This is a genomic window from Burkholderia sp. B21-005 (assembly GCF_020843965.1).
Lineage (GTDB): Bacteria > Pseudomonadota > Gammaproteobacteria > Burkholderiales > Burkholderiaceae > Burkholderia > Burkholderia ambifaria.
Genome location: NZ_CP086302.1, coordinates 2,062,832 through 2,079,690 on the forward strand (window position 1 = coordinate 2,062,832; position 16,859 = coordinate 2,079,690).

General features: G+C 59.5%; 24 protein-coding genes and 1 pseudogene. 13 read left to right on the plus strand and 12 right to left on the minus strand.

Annotated features, from left to right (window positions below; translation table 11 throughout):
• Window positions 1–58: 58 nt before the first annotated feature.
• From LMA02_RS25685 to LMA02_RS25700, 4 genes are all read left to right on the plus strand, one after another.
• On the plus strand, window positions 59–445 hold the full coding sequence (locus tag LMA02_RS25685; protein WP_228908036.1) for a hypothetical protein: 387 nt from the start codon (window positions 59–61) through the stop codon (window positions 443–445).
• A gap of 927 nt (window positions 446–1,372) precedes the next feature.
• Window positions 1,373–1,666 (plus strand): hypothetical protein, encoded by a 294-nt coding sequence (locus tag LMA02_RS25690; RefSeq protein ID WP_228908037.1) that lies wholly within the window; start codon window positions 1,373–1,375, stop codon window positions 1,664–1,666.
• A 26-nt stretch (window positions 1,667–1,692) separates the two neighbouring features.
• Window positions 1,693–1,869: a hypothetical protein gene (locus LMA02_RS25695; RefSeq protein ID WP_228908038.1), complete on the plus strand. Its 177-nt coding sequence runs from the start codon at window positions 1,693–1,695 to the stop codon at window positions 1,867–1,869.
• Between the two features lie 97 nt (window positions 1,870–1,966).
• A complete protein-coding gene (locus LMA02_RS25700; RefSeq protein WP_228908039.1) occupies window positions 1,967–2,122 on the plus strand; it encodes a hypothetical protein in 156 nt (51 codons plus the stop codon).
• A gap of 141 nt (window positions 2,123–2,263) precedes the next feature.
• On the opposite strand, the gene LMA02_RS25705 is transcribed toward LMA02_RS25700, so the two are convergent.
• On the minus strand, window positions 2,264–2,890 hold the full coding sequence (locus LMA02_RS25705) for a hypothetical protein (RefSeq protein WP_228908040.1): 627 nt from the start codon (window positions 2,888–2,890) through the stop codon (window positions 2,264–2,266).
• 188 nt (window positions 2,891–3,078) lie between these two features.
• A complete protein-coding gene (locus LMA02_RS25710) occupies window positions 3,079–3,693 on the minus strand; it encodes a hypothetical protein (protein WP_228908041.1) in 615 nt (204 codons plus the stop codon).
• A gap of 203 nt (window positions 3,694–3,896) precedes the next feature.
• Between LMA02_RS25710 and LMA02_RS25715 the strand changes: the two genes are divergently transcribed.
• Window positions 3,897–4,817, plus strand: a complete 921-nt coding sequence (locus tag LMA02_RS25715) for a DNA cytosine methyltransferase (protein ID WP_228908042.1) — start codon at window positions 3,897–3,899, stop codon at window positions 4,815–4,817.
• A 104-nt stretch (window positions 4,818–4,921) separates the two neighbouring features.
• Here the strand turns inward: LMA02_RS25715 and LMA02_RS25720 are convergent, their stop codons facing one another.
• On the minus strand, window positions 4,922–5,158 hold the full coding sequence (locus tag LMA02_RS25720) for a hypothetical protein (RefSeq protein ID WP_228908043.1): 237 nt from the start codon (window positions 5,156–5,158) through the stop codon (window positions 4,922–4,924).
• A 72-nt stretch (window positions 5,159–5,230) separates the two neighbouring features.
• Here LMA02_RS25720 and LMA02_RS25725 point away from each other — a divergent pair, with 72 nt between their 5' ends.
• On the plus strand, window positions 5,231–5,566 hold the full coding sequence (locus tag LMA02_RS25725) for a hypothetical protein (protein WP_228908044.1): 336 nt from the start codon (window positions 5,231–5,233) through the stop codon (window positions 5,564–5,566).
• 8 nt (window positions 5,567–5,574) lie between these two features.
• Window positions 5,575–5,769, plus strand: a complete 195-nt coding sequence (locus LMA02_RS25730; protein ID WP_228908045.1) for a hypothetical protein — start codon at window positions 5,575–5,577, stop codon at window positions 5,767–5,769.
• 87 nt (window positions 5,770–5,856) lie between these two features.
• Here LMA02_RS25730 and LMA02_RS25735 read toward each other — a convergent pair whose 3' ends face one another.
• Together LMA02_RS25735 and LMA02_RS25740 are read right to left on the minus strand one after the other, a co-directional pair.
• Window positions 5,857–6,099 carry a hypothetical protein gene (locus LMA02_RS25735; RefSeq protein ID WP_228908046.1) on the minus strand — a complete coding sequence of 81 codons (243 nt, stop codon included), beginning with the start codon at window positions 6,097–6,099 and terminating at the stop codon, window positions 5,857–5,859.
• A 197-nt stretch (window positions 6,100–6,296) separates the two neighbouring features.
• Window positions 6,297–6,506, minus strand: a pseudogene (locus LMA02_RS25740) (hypothetical protein).
• A gap of 37 nt (window positions 6,507–6,543) precedes the next feature.
• Here LMA02_RS25740 and LMA02_RS25745 point away from each other — a divergent pair.
• Complete coding sequence (locus tag LMA02_RS25745; RefSeq protein ID WP_228908047.1) at window positions 6,544–6,840, plus strand: helix-turn-helix transcriptional regulator; 297 nt, start codon at window positions 6,544–6,546, stop codon at window positions 6,838–6,840.
• Between the two features lie 437 nt (window positions 6,841–7,277).
• On the plus strand, window positions 7,278–7,589 hold the full coding sequence (locus LMA02_RS25750) for a DUF4148 domain-containing protein (RefSeq protein WP_228908048.1): 312 nt from the start codon (window positions 7,278–7,280) through the stop codon (window positions 7,587–7,589).
• Window positions 7,590–7,701: 112 nt separating this feature from the next.
• Here the strand turns inward: LMA02_RS25750 and LMA02_RS25755 are convergent, their stop codons facing one another.
• Entirely contained in the window at window positions 7,702–8,058 is a 357-nt protein-coding gene (locus LMA02_RS25755) for an STAS/SEC14 domain-containing protein (protein WP_228908049.1), read from the minus strand.
• Between the two features lie 585 nt (window positions 8,059–8,643).
• A complete protein-coding gene (locus LMA02_RS25760; RefSeq protein WP_228908050.1) occupies window positions 8,644–8,853 on the minus strand; it encodes a hypothetical protein in 210 nt (69 codons plus the stop codon).
• Window positions 8,854–8,889: 36 nt separating this feature from the next.
• Here LMA02_RS25760 and LMA02_RS25765 point away from each other — a divergent pair, with 36 nt between their 5' ends.
• Window positions 8,890–9,186, plus strand: a complete 297-nt coding sequence (locus LMA02_RS25765; protein ID WP_228908051.1) for a helix-turn-helix transcriptional regulator — start codon at window positions 8,890–8,892, stop codon at window positions 9,184–9,186.
• 186 nt (window positions 9,187–9,372) lie between these two features.
• Here the strand turns inward: LMA02_RS25765 and LMA02_RS25770 are convergent, their stop codons facing one another.
• Window positions 9,373–9,975 (minus strand): TetR/AcrR family transcriptional regulator, encoded by a 603-nt coding sequence (locus LMA02_RS25770; RefSeq protein ID WP_228908052.1) that lies wholly within the window; start codon window positions 9,973–9,975, stop codon window positions 9,373–9,375.
• A gap of 76 nt (window positions 9,976–10,051) precedes the next feature.
• On the opposite strand from LMA02_RS25770, the gene LMA02_RS25775 reads away from it, so the two are divergent.
• Window positions 10,052–10,852 carry an SDR family NAD(P)-dependent oxidoreductase gene (locus LMA02_RS25775; protein ID WP_228908053.1) on the plus strand — a complete coding sequence of 267 codons (801 nt, stop codon included), beginning with the start codon at window positions 10,052–10,054 and terminating at the stop codon, window positions 10,850–10,852.
• A 186-nt stretch (window positions 10,853–11,038) separates the two neighbouring features.
• Here LMA02_RS25775 and LMA02_RS25780 read toward each other — a convergent pair whose 3' ends face one another.
• Together LMA02_RS25780 and ribA are read right to left on the minus strand one after the other, a co-directional pair.
• On the minus strand, window positions 11,039–12,313 hold the full coding sequence (locus LMA02_RS25780) for a tyrosine-type recombinase/integrase (protein ID WP_228908054.1): 1,275 nt from the start codon (window positions 12,311–12,313) through the stop codon (window positions 11,039–11,041).
• 221 nt (window positions 12,314–12,534) lie between these two features.
• A complete protein-coding gene (ribA, locus tag LMA02_RS25785) occupies window positions 12,535–13,185 on the minus strand; it encodes a GTP cyclohydrolase II (protein WP_006752576.1) in 651 nt (216 codons plus the stop codon).
• 177 nt (window positions 13,186–13,362) lie between these two features.
• On the opposite strand from ribA, the gene LMA02_RS25790 reads away from it, so the two are divergent.
• Window positions 13,363–13,824 (plus strand): CBS domain-containing protein, encoded by a 462-nt coding sequence (locus LMA02_RS25790; RefSeq protein WP_006761840.1) that lies wholly within the window; start codon window positions 13,363–13,365, stop codon window positions 13,822–13,824.
• 152 nt (window positions 13,825–13,976) lie between these two features.
• On the opposite strand, the gene LMA02_RS25795 is transcribed toward LMA02_RS25790, so the two are convergent.
• Window positions 13,977–14,306, minus strand: a complete 330-nt coding sequence (locus LMA02_RS25795) for a DUF4148 domain-containing protein (RefSeq protein WP_228908055.1) — start codon at window positions 14,304–14,306, stop codon at window positions 13,977–13,979.
• Between the two features lie 514 nt (window positions 14,307–14,820).
• Between LMA02_RS25795 and LMA02_RS25800 the strand changes: the two genes are divergently transcribed.
• Window positions 14,821–15,219 carry a GreA/GreB family elongation factor gene (locus tag LMA02_RS25800; RefSeq protein ID WP_166724745.1) on the plus strand — a complete coding sequence of 133 codons (399 nt, stop codon included), beginning with the start codon at window positions 14,821–14,823 and terminating at the stop codon, window positions 15,217–15,219.
• Window positions 15,220–15,395: 176 nt separating this feature from the next.
• Here LMA02_RS25800 and LMA02_RS25805 read toward each other — a convergent pair whose 3' ends face one another.
• The gene (locus tag LMA02_RS25805; RefSeq protein WP_124604464.1) at window positions 15,396–16,514 is read right to left on the minus strand and encodes a porin; all 1,119 of its coding nucleotides are present in this window, start codon (window positions 16,512–16,514) and stop codon (window positions 15,396–15,398) included.
• Between the last annotated feature and the right edge of the window lie 345 nt (window positions 16,515–16,859).

A 16,859-nucleotide genomic window follows, 5' to 3' on the forward strand; every position in this document is an offset into this window, starting at 1 on the left:
GTTACCTCTAAACCGACAGTCAAGTGAATGCTAATTTAGAAGAGTCTAAACTTTGGGCATGACGATCCAAGACATTCGCCGGGCAAATTTGCGCCGCTGGACCGAGCAGCATGGTGTTCCTAGCAAAGAGAAGAGCTACTTCTCTCAGTTGCTCGGAGGCACGTCCTTTGGCGAACGAGCTGCTAGACGCCTCGAGGCCGAGTACGGCATGGGCGACGGCTACTTGGATCTACCGAGCACCGAGATTGAAGAGCGGAATGCAGCGTCACCGCCCCCGCTCGATGTCAGCCCAGAGGCCCGATCCCTCATCGACGCAATTGCCGCCGCTGACAAGATTGGGTTATCGCCAGACGCCTTCAATGCGTTAAAGGAAACGCTCAGGGTCTTTGGTGCGCTGACACGTCCTCGGGGCGGCACATTTGACGTGGAAGATCCAAGCCGCTGATAGGCGTTAGATTCCAGTCATGCATTAGCGCCGAGGTGCATCGGCACACCCTCCCGCTGCCTACGTCCCGGGCGACAACACCAGGCCCAAGCAACTCGGTCAGCCAGTCAAAACCAGCGCCACCATGTCGCTCGACCACTCGAACGAGTAACCCGATCCTTTCTTTCACGCTGCATTTCGTGACGATCGCCAGATCGCCCGGTTTGCAGCGCAACCCCGTCCTATCTTTCTCGTCTCGCACGCGTATCCTCGCCGTATCCATCTCAAATTACTGTATGTATGTACAGTAGTTTAGCCAAGTTCGCGCAAACCTTTCAACTGAAAATTCGGCAAACACTTAATGCGTACCATGCGTCGGCCATGACGCGAGATGTGGCTCGCAACGAAAGTAAAGAATTTACTTGACTGTGAGTTTAGTGTTTTCTAATATTCATCTCAACGCTGCACCAAACGCTGCGCCACCGCTCCAGGCGGTCGATCTTTAAGAGTGCTAGTGCGCCGGGACCGCAGTACTGGGAGCAACCGGCCGGCTTGATGGTGTAGCCGAGAAACGGGGTAGCGCCCGACACCAATCAGCTTTCATGAGATGGGGCCCTGCTGAATCGGACGTGGTCTGGCCGCGGCGAGGGAGCCAGAGGACGCCGGAATCGGTTGCGACACATGTGGTGGCTCGCGAGATAGTCGGGGAACGGACCGGAAGGGAAAGCAAAGCCGAAGACCAGCATTGGCCCCATACCATGAAAGCTGCTCTCTCAAGAGCGCGCATTCGGTCGCGGATCCTCCGCACCCACCAACCCAGCGCAGCAGCACCCTGCCGAGTGCGCGCCCTTGAGAGTTTCGACAGCGTTGATCGGACGACATTGAACGTCAGTGCCGTTCGTTGAGCGCTGTCATGTATTCGCATTCCTAATTATATTGGAGAAAAGTATGACCGCCGCCACCAAGGAAAAGATCTACGACGAGCAAATCTCGCTGCTCATGACGCAAATCATCTCGATCTGCAAGGTACACAAGATTCCGATCGTCGCGTCGTTCTTCGCACCCGGCGACAACGATCCTGAACTCGCAGTTACGACCGCACTGCTCGGCAACGGCTTCGAAGCACCGAAGAACTTCAGCAACGCGCTGCGCGAACTTCGCCCTGAGCTTTTCGGTGGAGCGCCGTTGATGCTTCGCACCGAACACGGCGACGGCAGCACGACGATGACCGCCATTCTGTAACTGAAGGCAACCTCCTGGAGAAAAACATGGCCAGTTTCAAATATGCAATCGGCAGTGACGTAACGATCGCTGCCAGCGGCGAAAACGGAGAAGTCGTCGGGCGCGCTGAATACGCATCCAGCGAAAACAGCTACCTCATTCGCTACCGGTCCGCGGATGGTCGCGCGATGGAATGCTGGTGGAGCGAAAGCGCCCTCGCCTAACAGGTCGAAAGGACAGGCGGCCAGGCAGCCTAGCCGCCTGGCTCTCTGCGCGTGAGGCGCGCACTGACGAGACCAACACAACAATTTCGAGGGACGAATGAACAGCCTGCAGCCTGTACTTCACCGTAACAAGCGATTGCTTGCTACCTGGTCAACGCCGAAATGGATGCCGCTCGCCGTCTTGGGTGCGCTCTACATCCTTGCTGGCGCCGTTGCGCCCCCGATCGAAGCACTGATGGGGGCGTGGTCGTGAAAGCCCTTCTGATCCTGTGGCTCAAGAGCCTTGGCGTGCTTATCGTAGCCGTCCTGGTTCTTGCCACCACTCAGCAATGGGATGAGACGGCGAACTGCGCTAGCAGCTACTGCACATGACCGCGCATTGGACCAACGGAAATCAGCTTTCGCTTGGGGGAGGCTGCCACATAAATGCGCGAATCAGTGCGGGTCGATCGACGGCTGCTGCCCCGGTCACCTTGAGCGCGGCGAAATAAACAGTCTCGATGTAATCGACCTCGTCATTTACTTGATCTGCGATGTATACGTGCCCGGGATATCTTTCATCCTCATCCGGATCGCGAAAGTTTCGCGCCTGACGTTCTAACATTCCAATTGTTGTTCGACATGCCCGCCTCAACTCAAGTATCGCTTTCACCAGCTCGCCAGAATCGAAGTCAAATAAAGGTACGTCGTCCAATATGCTCGCTGCGCTCGCAAGTTCATCGACTGATAGGAATGATAGTTCAAGAGGAAAGATGCCGTTCTCAAGCTCATACCATCGGCGAAGCTCCATGAATTTTATGTAGACTTCATCAAGCACAGCTTGAATAGACGAACGCCGCTCAGCCAATTCTCTGTCGCGAACCTTTGTAGCCAGTTGCCGCTGATCTCTCGCTGAAATTTGCACGAACCAGTATGCGCCGACAATGGCCGCAATGGAGCCAACCGCCTGAACCCAAGACGCCATGAGCGTCGGATCATATGCCTTAGTCCCCGCCGTGGTTGCACCAAACAAGGCGATCACGATCACCCCTCCGAGACCAAAGAGCACACTTACCACTAACCGCCAACTTTTCATCGCGCCCCCGCTTGTTGCGCGAATCGTAGCATGCTTAGTGAGCAGCTATTGGTCGCATCTAGTTCCTTTGCGTTGCTGACTGCGCCGGAGTACTTCTCGACGCAGGCACCTGTGGAGTTGCGCTCTAGCGTCGTTCAAAGCCTATTTGCCGCGTGCTCGCAGGTGTTTGCAGCCTTCGTCAACAACTGAAGAACGTCATCAAGATCAGCCTTCAAACCTCGCGCGAAATCTTTGCGCCCTTGAGGCGTGTGATGCTGCCCGCGGTCGGCATACTGCCGAACCTTCGCAGCGGCGAGATATATACGATCTCGAGACATCGCTAGGTTGGCGGCGCACCTGTCTCCCAGTGGAATCACCGCAAGCTCTTCCTTGTAGGACCACTTCCGCAGATCGGTGAGTTGAGGAGCCAGGTCGAAAAGATCGAACGGATTGCCATCGACCTGAGATATCTCCCATAGCCTGGTCGTAATGTCCGAAAGTTCGCGCTCATTCACGCGAAGCCGCTGAATCATTCCAATCGCTGTAATGCATGCAGCCTCAAGGTCCGCCGACTTCTTCAGCCTATCCCCGCGAAAGCCGAGCCACAACGCACCGGCAATTGCTGCGACTGAGCCGATCGCTTGCATCCAACTCGCCATGATCGACCGATCGTATTTTCCATCACCGCCGATTGTTGCCGCACCGTATGAGACCAGAAATATCGCCACAAAACACGCCAGTAGACCCACTGCCACCTTCGAGTTTTTCAATCACACCCCCACATCTTTTTTCGTGCGAATCGTAGCACGATCAGCCCCTCCCCCAGCCGCGCAAATTCCGGTGCCTCGGATGCGTGGCTTTTTCTTGTGGGCGGCTTGTATAGCGCCTGCTCTTTTCGATTTCCCTCTTCTTGGCAGTAGCACTTTGCGGGCGTCCTTCGTGGCGCCCGCTTCTTTTCTGATTTGAGGATGCGATGAAAGTAATCGACCTGTTCGCAGGCGCAGGTGGATTTTCAACCGGCGCCACGATGGCCGGCCTCGACGTAGTGTGGGCGGCAAACCATTGGCCGGCGGCCGTCGAGATCCACGCAGCAAACCACCCGGAAACGATGCACGTCAGCCAAGATCTCCACCAGGCCGACTGGTCGAAGGTGCCAGCCCACGACATCCTGCTCGCGTCGCACTGCTGTCAAGGGGATAGCCCGGCACGCGGGAAAGCCGCGAACAATCCGCAGCACGACGCCAGCAGGTCGACGGCCTGGGCAGTTGTGTCGGCTCTCGAATTCCATCGACCCCAGTTCGGCGTCGTCGAGAACGTGCGTGAATTTGTAGGCTGGCAGCTCTACCCGGCATGGCGCCTCGCCGTTGAGGCGCTCGGCTATCAGGTCGCGCCGCACGTCATCGACGCGGCAGACCATGGCGTGCCGCAACACCGCGAGCGCCTGTTCCTCGTGCTGAGTCGAAGCGCTCGGCCGCTCATGCTGCAAATGCCAAAGCGCGGCCACGTGGCGGCAGCTCAAATCATCGACTTCGAATCGGGCAACTGGTCGCCGATCGAAAGGCCCGGCCGCTCGCCCGCGACTTTGCGACGAGTCTCAAATGGTCGCCGCGCGCACGGCGATCGTTTCGTCGCGCCGTACTATGGAAGCGGCTCCGGTGAAACCGGGCGCAGTCTCGCTCGACCACTCGGCACAATCACGACCCGCGATCGCTGGGCCGTGATTGATGGTGATCGCATGCGGATGCTCTCGAAGGAGGAGGCCCGCGACGCAATGTCATTCCCGCGCAACTACATTCTGCCGCAGCAGCACCGGCTCGCCATGCACATGCTCGGCAACGCGGTAGCGCCTGTCGTTGCTCGCGACGTGCTCAATGCAATCAAAGCAGCGGTCTGACCACCGAGGACCACACCATGACGACCCAAAACGAAAAATGCCCGCTCACGCGGAACGCGAGCGGGCAAGAAAACGGAACAGCAATCGAGGCACGAGGACGCAGATCACTCGTCGGGACCAAGCAAAACGTCAATCGCCGCCTGCCCTGCGATCTCGGCCACGAGATATGCCCAGCGTCGGGTAAATGGGCCGTTTCTAAGCTTTATCCGATGTCCACGCGTACCAAGGATACCGAGATTGTCGTGACCCTTTATCTGGAACGTGACGTCGTACATGTCCGGAGCAGATGAGGTCAGTTGGACATCAATTTCAAAGCCGCGGTACTGGATAGTTCGCTGCATGACGACCTCCGCAATGTGAGTCCGAGCCTAGCAAGAATGCAATACAACCTTCCGACGTCCTGAGGACCACACATGATCACCACACCGATGCTGCAAAAAATCCCCGTCGTGCGTGACCAAGACGGCTATTTCATCCACCCTGATTTGCTCCACTTCTGGACGGTCACGATGGACGGCGCCGAGCACTGCACGAAGGAACAGTGTGTCGCGCTCGAGGCGCAGGCCGGCATCAAGACGTCGATCTACTACCTCGAATCCGAGCCGGCAGATCATCCGGCCGTCGTGGCGTATTGGGAACGCGGCGAAGGTGTCTCGCTCTGGAATCCCGATCCGGAGCCAGGCTGGTGGCTGATCGAGATCGGCGACAACGACGACGGCCCGTACGCCGTATATGCAACGCACGCGTGATGGGCGCCATGACCACGACCACCAATAAGAGCCGCGCTGATGCGCTGCCGCTCGAAATCACCGCGGTGCGCGCCGAGCGCCGGCTGGACATCAGCGGGTCAGATGCGCGCGCCGACGGTGTGACGATTGAGGACCACCACGTGCGCGGGTATTACGCCGACGCCTATCGGCCGCCGAGCGTTCGCGCATTCCACGATCTCTAGAACAGTCTGAACACTGCGCACGGGCATGGCTGGGATGCGAACTCTTGGGTGTGGGTTTTCGAATTCCGGACCGGAGGTGTCTTGAAACTACTCCTCCCCGAAACTCCCCTCATCGATGAGCAAGTGACAGTAGGCGTCGGAGGCGTCGACTGCCAGGCCCTCCGAAATGAAAGTGCCAGGCACGCTCATCTGCGAAATCACGGTTTCGGTGGTGCCGTTCCAATGGCGCCGAAGAACATCTATCGTGCCGCGCCACTGGCCATCGTCGCCGAAATTTGCAGAGACTCGGTAGAAATAGCCACGATATGGCTTGAATTCGTCCAGGTCCATTGCTCCCCCCCGCTCGCCGATCGATCATCGTAGCACGCGGCGGCGACTGAGATTTCGGGAAGCGGCACACTGTTTGAGGTTGACGGCGCACTTTGGCAGGCGTGACGCGAAATTTACGACGCCACCGCTGTATCCGGATCTCGCTTGGTCGCCTCAATCTCGACGTCGTAGCAGAGATAGGTGTTGCTCCTGCTCCGTCACGCGTACCGGCTCGGCCATTCTTCAGAAAAATTCTTCGCGCAGGCAACAGCCTCGGCTTCAGTGCCAAACCCGCCAAGATTCCGAAACGCAGCTTCCCGGCTGAATCCCAACTTCATTACTTAGACCTAGGCGGCGTACTTGCCATCCTCCGCCACGTGCGGTTCGCAGTTCATCTCGTACCCGCGCATCACAAATTTCTTCTGCATTGATTCAACACCATTTTGAGACAGAGGGATCTGTAGCATGTCCGCATCGACCAAAATGAAACCGCTCTACCTCGATCTACCCGCTGTGGCGACCGCTCTTTCGCTGTCGGAGGCGACCGTCCAGAAACTGGTAAGAGAGAGCAAATTTCCGAAGCCTCGGCTGCTCTCCGATCGGCGAGTTGCCTGGCTGACGCGCGAGGTAGAAGCCTGGGCAGAAGCATGCCCGGAATCGGACCTCGCACCTCCTCCCAACACTGGCCACGGCAACCGGCGCCGCAAGGTCACTTACGCAAGTCAAGACTTGACCTCTCAGTCAGCGGCAGATCAGGTTTGAGATTGCTTGGCCGTCACTTCATCAAGGGCCGTGATCGACCCGTTCGAGCCCATCATGCAGCATGGGCGCCAGTCCGTTGTCCCGCCGATAAGAGACGTTGGCGTGCGGCCCTGTATCACCAGTTCAGTACGCTTCCTGGAGCGGGATTGAGTGGTCTGGCAGCCCGTCGGACTCGCAAACGGCGGTGCAGGCCTACTGCCGTCCCCGGGAAGGCCACAGCCGACCCTTCTGGGGCGCTCGACAACCGGTGGGGCACCTTCTCTTGTCGACGTGCGACAGCCATTAGTGCCACTGGCTCCTGATTTTCTTCTTTTTGTACAGTGTGCCTCTTCCGGTGCCGGTGACTGGCCTAAGGCAAAATAAACGCGGAAGTCACGCGCGACCGGCGGCATCGCGCCATTTGCGTTGCGCCAATCAGACGCGTGGAGGAGATGCTAATGGAAAACCTCCCGAGAAACCGCTCGACGCTTACTGTCTTGGCGCTCCTGCTGACCGGATGTGTCGCCGGCGGCGTGCCGCAAAACGGGCCCCATCTGACCCCAACGGAGTGCCGTGACCTGGCCGCGCTTAGAAACAACGCGCCTCCGACGATGGCGCAACACCAAAGCGAGCTTGCGGCACTGAGGAAAGCGGGCTACGACCCCTCACCATGGTACGACGACCCCTACTACCCGGACGATCTACAGGCGGCGCAGCGCTTGGTCGACGATTGGTTCGCAACGGAGTGCCAGCAGTTTCAACCCGGGTGAGAAGCCCGGAGCCACGACGGACCTCGGCTTCTTGAAAAGATTGAACAAGAAGTGAAGTCGGCCGTCCGTTGCAGGCGGGCCTCCGCCCGATGCGGTCGGCTGGAGACGACGTTCAGGCATTGATCCAGGCTCGCGCCTGTTCCAGCTCGTTGACGTGGAACGCCTTGATATCAGCCTTTATAAAGAACCGCACCAAGTGCAGCGAGGCGTGAATCCAGCGCGCATCGGCCACCACCGCGGCGCGCGTGACCTTGCGGGCGACGGAGACGCCGAGCGTCATGTCGGTCCACAGCGCCTTCGGCTCGATGCCGGTGAAATGCTCAATGCGTTCGAGCACACGGGTCTTACCGTTCAGTTCAAGATCACCACGCATGCGCTCGATGGCTTCGCGCAGTTCGCTGTCGGTGATTTTGCCTTCGACGGATATTTCGATGACCGACGAATCGGGGGCGGTGTGATACAGGATCATGGCAGGACCCCTAGCTAGGAAGACGTTACACGCTCATGCACGGATGAGCCTAGCGTTCGATGGCTTTCTCATAGTACCCCTTTCCACGCGCTCGGGCGGGTTTCGAGCACCGCGTTTCGTTCTGGTGCCTGTCGGCGTTCGTGCGTTGCGAACGACGCTTCCACACAAGCCTGCGGACGTTCGGTTCCACACGTCGAGCGTCGCCTCCTGGCCGAACTGAGTCAGACGAACATACGCTGTCTCGTCTAGTCCAGGCTTATACAGATGACCCCATGACAGCGCGCCCCTACCCCACCACCCTTACGCCGGCCCTGGGCCACGCACTCGGCATGATGGTGTGAGAGACCGGGCAAATCAGAGCTAATACGTATCAATGCCGCGCGCCATCGACCAAGAACCAGATGCGCGCCTCCGGCACTGCCGCTACGGAACGTGAAGACGAGGCGCCACATATCGGGCACTGATAGTGCTCTTCGAACGGACTCCCATTCCGCGTAACCACTCCAACCAGCTCGAGATGTCGCGGCTCAATATCGGCAGATTCACCATGCATTGCAATGCAGGCACTGCATGGGCTATCGATCGTCACGCGTACCGGCTCAACCACTCTTCCGAAAACTCCTTCGCGTAGGCGACAGCCTCGGCCTCGGTATCGAACGTGCCGAGCGCGCGGAACGCGGCCTCACGGCTGAATCCCAACTTCGTTACCTCGACCTGGGCGGCGTACTTGCCGTCCTCCGTCACGCGCGGTTCGCAGTTCATCTCGTACCCGCGCATCACAAATTTCTTCTGCATTGATTCAACACCATTTTGAGACAGAGGGATCGTAGCATGCCCGCATCGACCACCATAAAGCCGCTCTACCTCGACTTGCCTGCAGTGGCAATCGCGCTTTCGCTATCGGAAGCGACCGTCCAGAAACTGGTACGGGAGAGAAAATTTCCGAAGCCGCGCCTGCTTTCCGACCGCCGGGTAGCATGGCTGACGCGCGAGATTGAAGCCTGGGCAGAGGCGTGCCCTGAATCGGATCTCGCGCCTCCCCCCAATACCGGCCATAGCAACCGGCGCCGCAAGATCACTTGCGCAAGCCAAGGCCTGACCTCTCAGTCAGCATCAGATCACGTCTGAGGTCACATCGCCGTCACCTCATCAACGGCCGTCATCGACCCTTCGCGGTCAGTCAGGCTTTTATGCGCGGACGGCTCAAACATGTGCCATATCCGCCATTAGGCAATATTTGCACTGCCCTTTCCCGCTCTTCCCACCAACGCTACCGCCGCTTTGGTGTTAGCCCGCTCGATGTATCGCAACACTTCAGCCAGTCAAGTGCTTGATCGGAGTTCCAATAATTAGCAACCCGAAGAGCGCCTCTAGTTGTCGCTCCAACTGATCCGGTTTGGCTTGCGCCAATGCGGCCATCTCGACGACCTGTCGCATGACTTGGAAGCCGGCAATGACGGCTAGAAACATTGCGGCCCGCTGCGAGGTTTCTTCGCCGGGCAGCAGCTCAGATAACGGTCGGGCAAAGTGCGTTTCAAACTTCCTGCGCAGAATGGCTGTGGCCTGCCCATTGTTGGTCGATCGCAGCATGATGAGAAACCCGTCCATCGATGTGATGTCCGGTGCAGTCTTCGCAACAAGCGCGGCAGCAACATCGTGGCATAGCGTCGATACGTCAGGCGCGTTCGTCATCACTTCCCGCGTGAGGATGCCCGGAGCCGAAAGAACCAGGTCAACTACCTCCTCGAACAGCTGTTCCTTGGACCCGAAATAACGATTCACGAGCATCGCGGTGACTCCCGCGTTCTCAGCGATTTCGCGTACGCCGACATCGTAGCCCGATTGCGTAAATGCCTGTCGCGCGGATGCGAGGATCGCCTCGCGGGTAGCCGCGCCTTTTTTGCCGAGCGTCTTCATTAATCAAACACCTGTAGATTTTTTGGGTGTAGAAGTATACGATTGTATAAATTTAATGTGATCGAGGGAAACACTCATGGATCTGAATCTGAGCGGAAAGCGCGTGCTGGTGACGGGATCGACGGCCGGACTAGGTGAGGCGATTGCCAAGTTGCTGGCTGCGGAGGGTGCAACAGTGGTTGTGCATGGCCGCAGCAGTGATCGTGCAGAGGCGGTCGCGGCGGCGATCACAGTGGCAGGCGGCCATGCCGAAGTCGCGCTGGGCGATCTGGCAACCGATGCGGGCGCCAATGCCGTGGTTGCCAAGGCGACCGAAGGTGGAACCATCGACATACTGGTCAATAACGCTGGCTATTATCACCATCTGAACTGGAGCACTGCCTTACCCGACAAGTGGATGGAGACCTATGAGGTCAACGTCCTGTCCGCCGTGCGCATGATCCAGCGGCTGGTGCCAGCCATGCGCGAGCGCGGGTGGGGCCGCGTGATTCAGATCGGCGGCGGACTTGCCGGTCAGCCGGTCTCGATGCAGCCTGACTACAACGCCTCGCTTGCCGCTAGGCACAACCTAGCTGTTTCACTGGCGCGCGACCTCAAGGACTCCGGCGTGACCTCGAATGTTGTGGCACCTGGCGTGATTCTCGTGCCAGCCGTCAGGGAACTGCTCGAGAACATCGCTCCGCAGCGCGGATGGGGTCAGACGTGGGAGGAGATTGAGCGCGGCTGCGTTCGCGACATGGTGCCCAACGACGTCGGCCGCCTTGGCCGTCCTGAAGAGATCGCGGCGGCGGTTGCTTATCTCGCAAGCCCATATGCCGACTACGTGAGCGGCGCCACGATCCGCGTCGATGGTGGCACGATCCGCTCTGCGTTCTGATCGGGCATGCAGAGAGTGCGATCATGGCTGGCAATCCGAGAACTCCCGCGAGGCGAAGGAGCGCTAACGGGCGGAAATCCGTCGTTTGAATGTCCAAGGCGGCGACCAGGTATATGACGGGAATTGGCCGAACTGAGTCCGACGATCTGACGCTGTCTGTTCGGTCTAGTCGAGCCTTAGACCCAATTACTTCGTCGGATACCGGAGCGCCAGTTCTTCAAGGAACTGCGACAGGTGCGTGAGCCACTCTCGGCGCTCCCGATCGTAGTGGTGCCGGTTATACACGCCGGCGACACCGGGTTGAATATGACCAAGTACCGCCTCCGCGACATCATGCGGGCACCCAAGTGCGGCAAGCATAGTTCGGGCGGTCCTCCGCAAATCGTGAGCCGACCAGTGCGTGACAGGTAGCCGCGGCCGATTATGATTCGGCGCCTGCTTACAGTACGGCTGATGATAGTAAATGCCGTGCGAAATGACGGTCTGCTTCATCATCTCGCCGGTCGACGTCGGGAACAGAAAGCCATTCACGGCCTGGTCCTTGCGTCGACGGACAACGGCCTCGGCTCGACCAACGAGCGGCACCCGCAAATCCCCTGCTTTCGCGCGCCACGAGTTCTTGGTTTTTTCCTTCGGCACGGTCCACCATAGGCCGTCCGCCTCGTCGGCGATTTCGCGCGACTCCATCGAAATGATTTCGCCGCCGCGGGCGCCCGTCCACAGATACAACGTGATCGCGTCGGAAACCGTTAGGCTCATATTCGGCAGCCAGCGGAGCAGCGTGCCGATCTCATCCTCGCTCAATACCCGCTTTTTCGTGCCCATGGCGACGCCGTCGATCGTGCGCCCCTTGCTGCGAAGCTTGCCGCGCAGGATCATTCGCCACCAGTTCGGCGTGCCGTCGGACAACCTCCCAGCGTCCATCGCATAGTCCCATGCTCCGCCTAGCTCCATGCGGAGGCGCGCAGCGAGCGCCGGCGTGGCACGATAGGAATTCAAGAATTCGAACGCCTGCGCACGAGTTATCGACGCAGCCGGAACGCTCTCAATCGGGCCGAGCATCGCCTTGAACATCCGCCTAACCTCGATCACGCCCTTGTCCTTCCGGTTCGGCTCCAGATAGCCGCCCATGTAGTCGAAACACACTTGCTTGACGGTGTATGCGTCGACGGCGCGCGAACTGGCAACCGCAGCGCGCTTCTCGCGCTTTGCAGCAGCAGGATCGGCCCCGGCATCGCGCTCCGCTCGCTTTTGCTCCCATTCAGAAATCGCCGCGGGAAACCCCATGGCCGGCCACTCGCCGAGCTTCACCTGACGCATCCGGTCGTCAATGGGGGATTTGTATCGGTAGATCCAGGAACGACGGCTCTCGCTGGCCTGGAAGCGGAGCCCCGGGAATCCGTCAAAGGTCATGTGCTGGCCCGCAGGCAGCTTGCTCGCGGTTCGTGCGTCGAATCTCATCAGCGGTCGGCGTAGGTTTTTGTTGGAGGCCAAGACCGCAGCGTAGCTTTTCGGTCTGGCATAGAAAAATGTCACGCCAGAGTGCCAAGTTTTCGCCTATTTCGTCAAGTGCAGACAAGCCACCTGACAAACGCAACTTTCGGCTCAAACCCTTTACCAGAAAGGCTGTGAGGCGTGAGAGCCAGATGGAGAAAGGGGCTCCGCAGAGCCCCTTGTTTTCGTTACTCGTTTTCTTCGAAGTAATGCCCGAACTTCACCTGCTTGGTCCGGATATAACGCTCGTTTTCCTCGCGCATGGGCACCGCGAGCGCCACGCGTTCGCAGACGGGAATGCCGTGCTTCACGAGCGTGTCGAACTTCTTCGGGTTGTTGCTCATCAGGCGCACCGACGTCACGCCGAGGATCCGCAGGATCGCGGCGGCCGAGTCGTATTCGCGGGCGTCGTCGGGCAGGCCAAGGTCGAGATTGGCTTCGACGGTATCGCGCCCCTGCTCCTGCAGCGCGTAGGCGCGGATCTTGTTGCTCAGGCCGATGCCCCGCCCTTCGTGGCCGCGCAGATACAGCAGCACGCCGCGGTCTTCCGCCGCGATGTAGCGCAGCGCGAGATCGAGCTGCTCGCCGCAATCGCAGCGGTAGGAGCCGAACACGTCGCCGGTCAGGCACTCGGAATGCAGCCGCGCCAGCACGGACTGCTCGCCGGTGACGTCACCCATCACGAGCGCGAGATGTTCGGCATCGCTGCCCGATACGCGGAAAGCGTACGACGTAAACGTACCGTAGCGCGTGGGCAGCGACGCGGTGGCGACGAGCGTCACGCACTCGTCGGCCTGGCCATTGCCCGGCGTGGGCGATTGGGGACGCGAAGACATCATGAATTGAGTCGAAACGATCAGGAATGTAGGAGTTGTGTGGATAGTGCGTGACCGGAGTTTACCGCTAATCTGGAAACGTCACGCGACTGCCTCAGTCGGCCCGGCTATACTGGGCCCATCGGGTGCCGCGCATCACGCCCTGCCTTCCCTGCATCGTCCCGCACACGGAGAAAGCAAATGAGCACGACTGTCGCGCAAATTCTCAAGGCCAAGCCGGATTCCGGCCGCACGATCTATACCGTCACGAAAACCGATTTCGTCTACGACGCCATCAAGCTGATGGCCGAAAAGGGAATCGGCGCACTGCTGGTCGTCGACGGTGACGACATCGCCGGCATCGTTACCGAGCGCGACTACGCGCGCAAGGTCGTGCTGCAGGACCGTTCGTCGAAAGCCACCCGCGTCGAGGAAATCATGACGGCCAAGGTGCGCTACGTCGAACCGTCGCAATCCACCGACGAGTGCATGGCGCTGATGACCGAGCATCGGATGCGCCACCTGCCCGTCCTCGACGGCGGCAAGCTGATCGGCCTGATCTCGATCGGCGACCTCGTGAAGAGCGTGATTGCCGACCAGCAATTCACGATCAGCCAGTTGGAACACTATATCCACGGCACCCCGGCGGTCACGTCCGTCTGATCCACTCCAGCGAAAAAGGCCCAAACGCGCGAGCGTCTGGGCGGAAAAGCCGCCGGAATGCGGCGACGGAGGTTCTGCTCTGCTGACGCAGACGCGCGCTAGCGCCGCGCGTCCCGTCGGTCACATGCTGTGCTCGGGCAGACCCGGGATGTTCAGTTGCCGAAGTAGACGGAGTTCACGGGATTCGGGGCTTCACGCGTGACGCGGCGGCCCGACTGGCCTGCGCTCGTCGCCACCGCACCGTAGCCGCTCGTATCGGCTTGGGCAAGCATCGGCTGGTTCGGCTGAATCCGTTGTTCCGCGGCCTGGATGTCCTGCGGATATTGCGAATCGCTCGCGACCGGCTTGTAGCCGTGCTGTTCGAGTTGCACGAGGTCGGCCCGGACCTGTTCACGGGTCAACCCCTGCTCGGACTGTGCGAACGATGCGATCGGGGCGGCAAGGACGGATGCAGCGATCGCTGCGTAGATGATCGACTTCATGATGGACCTCCGAAATGTGTTCTGTTTTGGCGTCGCTCCCGGCAGGACTGTCTGAAGCGATGGAATCAAGTGTAGTGCTCGCGACACCAAGGGGAAACCCTTGGTTTGAACATACAGCGTTGCGTTTTTGGAAAATATCCACCGCCGCCGCCTCACTGGATCGCCATCACTTAAAGCATTTCCACAACAATGCCTGACGGAAGGCCGACGCCCGAATCGCCGATCCGGAAGGTTGTGTTGTAGAATCGTAAGGCTTTATTCACCCGTCGGTACCCTATCCACCATGCACGCGCCCACGCCTCTTTCGGTTTCGCCGTCCGGCCCCGCCGGCGTGTGCATGCGCGCCGGTCATCCGGCGCCCCCCTGCGTTCGACGCACGGCCCAGGCGCCGCTCGCCCCTGCCCGGCGCCTGATCTGACGGCACGGTCTCCTCCCGGAGCCAGGTCAGACAGGCTCCGGGCGATCCCCATAGGCACGCCACGCCTGCCCCCTGCCGATCATTTGGAGAACTGCCATGAAACAACGCCTTTACCAGCTGAGCGAAGTCGACGTCGCTCGCCTCGAGAAGCACGCTGAACACAACCCGCGCTTCCAGGCGATGCTCGACACGCTGCTCGAGCGCGCGGACATCGTCCAGCCCGACGCCATCAAGGCGAACGTCGTCACGATGAACTCGCAGATCACGCTGCTCGACGAAGCGTCCCAGGAACAGGCCACCTGGACGATTGTTTATCCGGACGCCGCCAATCTCGAACTCGGACGCCTGAACGTGTTCTCGCCGGTCGGCATGGCGCTGCTGGGCACGCAACGCGGGCAACTGGTGAAGGTGCTGCAGCCGAGCGGCGTCGAAAAGCTGATGAAGGTCGCGGCGATCGTGTTCCAGCCGGAAGCCAACGGCGAATACACGCGCTGACGCCGCTGCGGGCCGGCAGCGTACCTCGGCCATACCAAACAAAAAGCGAGGCCCTGAGCCTCGTTTTTTTGCGTCCGGGCGATACGCACCGTCGTCGCCGTATCCGACAGGCGAAAAAAAGGCGCCCGAAGGCGCCTTTTTCGATACTGCGAAGCGGGTTACCCCGCTTGTCACGCTTAGAAGCGGTGACGCAGACCAACCGTTGCTGCGGTTTGGTTGATCGACGAGCTCGGCAGGTTGTTGTTGAAGCTGTCGCCGTTGTAGATCGATGCGCCAATGCCGTTCTTCGCTGCACGCTGGTACACAGCTTGTGCGTAGACGTCCGTGCGCTTCGACAGCGAGTAGTCAGCTTGCAGGCCGAACTGGTTCCAGTGCGTGCTGCCGTTGTTGATCTTCGCGTTCGTGTACGTGTAAGCAGCACCCAGGCCGAGAGCCGGCGTCAGGTTGTACTTTGCGTTGACTTCGTAGTTGTCGGTGCGCAGCGTGCCCAGACCAACTGCGTTGTTGTCGAGACGTGCTTGCGTCCATGCAGCGCCGACTTGTGCCGGGCCGAATGCGTAACCAGCAGCAGCACCGTACGTGCGGACGCGGCCTTGGCTAGCAACGCCACCGATTGCCGACGACGTCGCGCCGTTTGCGTTCGTACCGTCACCCAGGTTCGCTTGCGAGTATGCACCCGCCAGCTTCAGGCCTTGGAACTGGTATGCAACGCCTGCGCTGTACGCACGGTTGTTACCGAAGTTCGTGTTGTTCGAGAACGAGTACGTGCCGCCGAATTGCAGGCCAGCGTAGTTCGCGCTCGTGAACTTGATGGTGTTGTTCGCTGCGACGTCGCCGGTCGTGCTCAGACGGTCGAGGTTCAGCGGGTGCGCGAAGTACGTGCCGCCCCACGAGCCCGTTGCCGTCAGCGGCGCCAGGTAGTCTTGCGTTGCGTCATACTGCTTACCCAGCGTGACCGTGCCGTACTGGCTCGACAGACCGACAAATGCTTGACGGTTGAACATGCCGCCGTTGTTGCCCAGCTTGCCGTTACCGATGCCGAAGCCGCTTTCCAACGTGAAGATTGCCTTCAGGCCGCCACCCAGGTCTTCCGAGCCACGCAGGCCGAAACGGCTCTGGTCAATGCCCGAACCCATCGCCCAACGCGACTTGCCAGCTTGGCCGAGTGCCGGCTGGACGTTGCTCGTGTAGGTGATGCCTGCGTCCAGCACGCCGTACAGCGTGACGCTGCTTTGCGCGTGAGCGACGGTAGCGAACGATGCTGCAGCTGCTGCAACGATCAGAGTCTTGTTCATTCGTGGAGCTCCCTTCTAAAAAGAGGCAGGTCTCGCGACCTTGTTCATAAACGGTCTGCAACCGTCCGGGAGCGCCATCGGTCCTGCTGGCCGCGCCCGGATAGTTGCCCGTTTGGGAACCGTGAGTTTAGGGGTGTACCCTAGGGGCGCGATCTGCAAATAAAGAAATAAGCTTTTCCAGAACTAGAAATAATGAAAGTGGGGACGAGTTATAAGTATTTGTTTTAACGTCTTTTTTTGACTTCTTGACGACTGTTTTTTGGACGCTTCTATCCCACCATTCCTTCGTGTCAGCGTCTTGACGGTTGCATAGAAACAACAAGCGGAATCGCTGAAGCGCCCGAA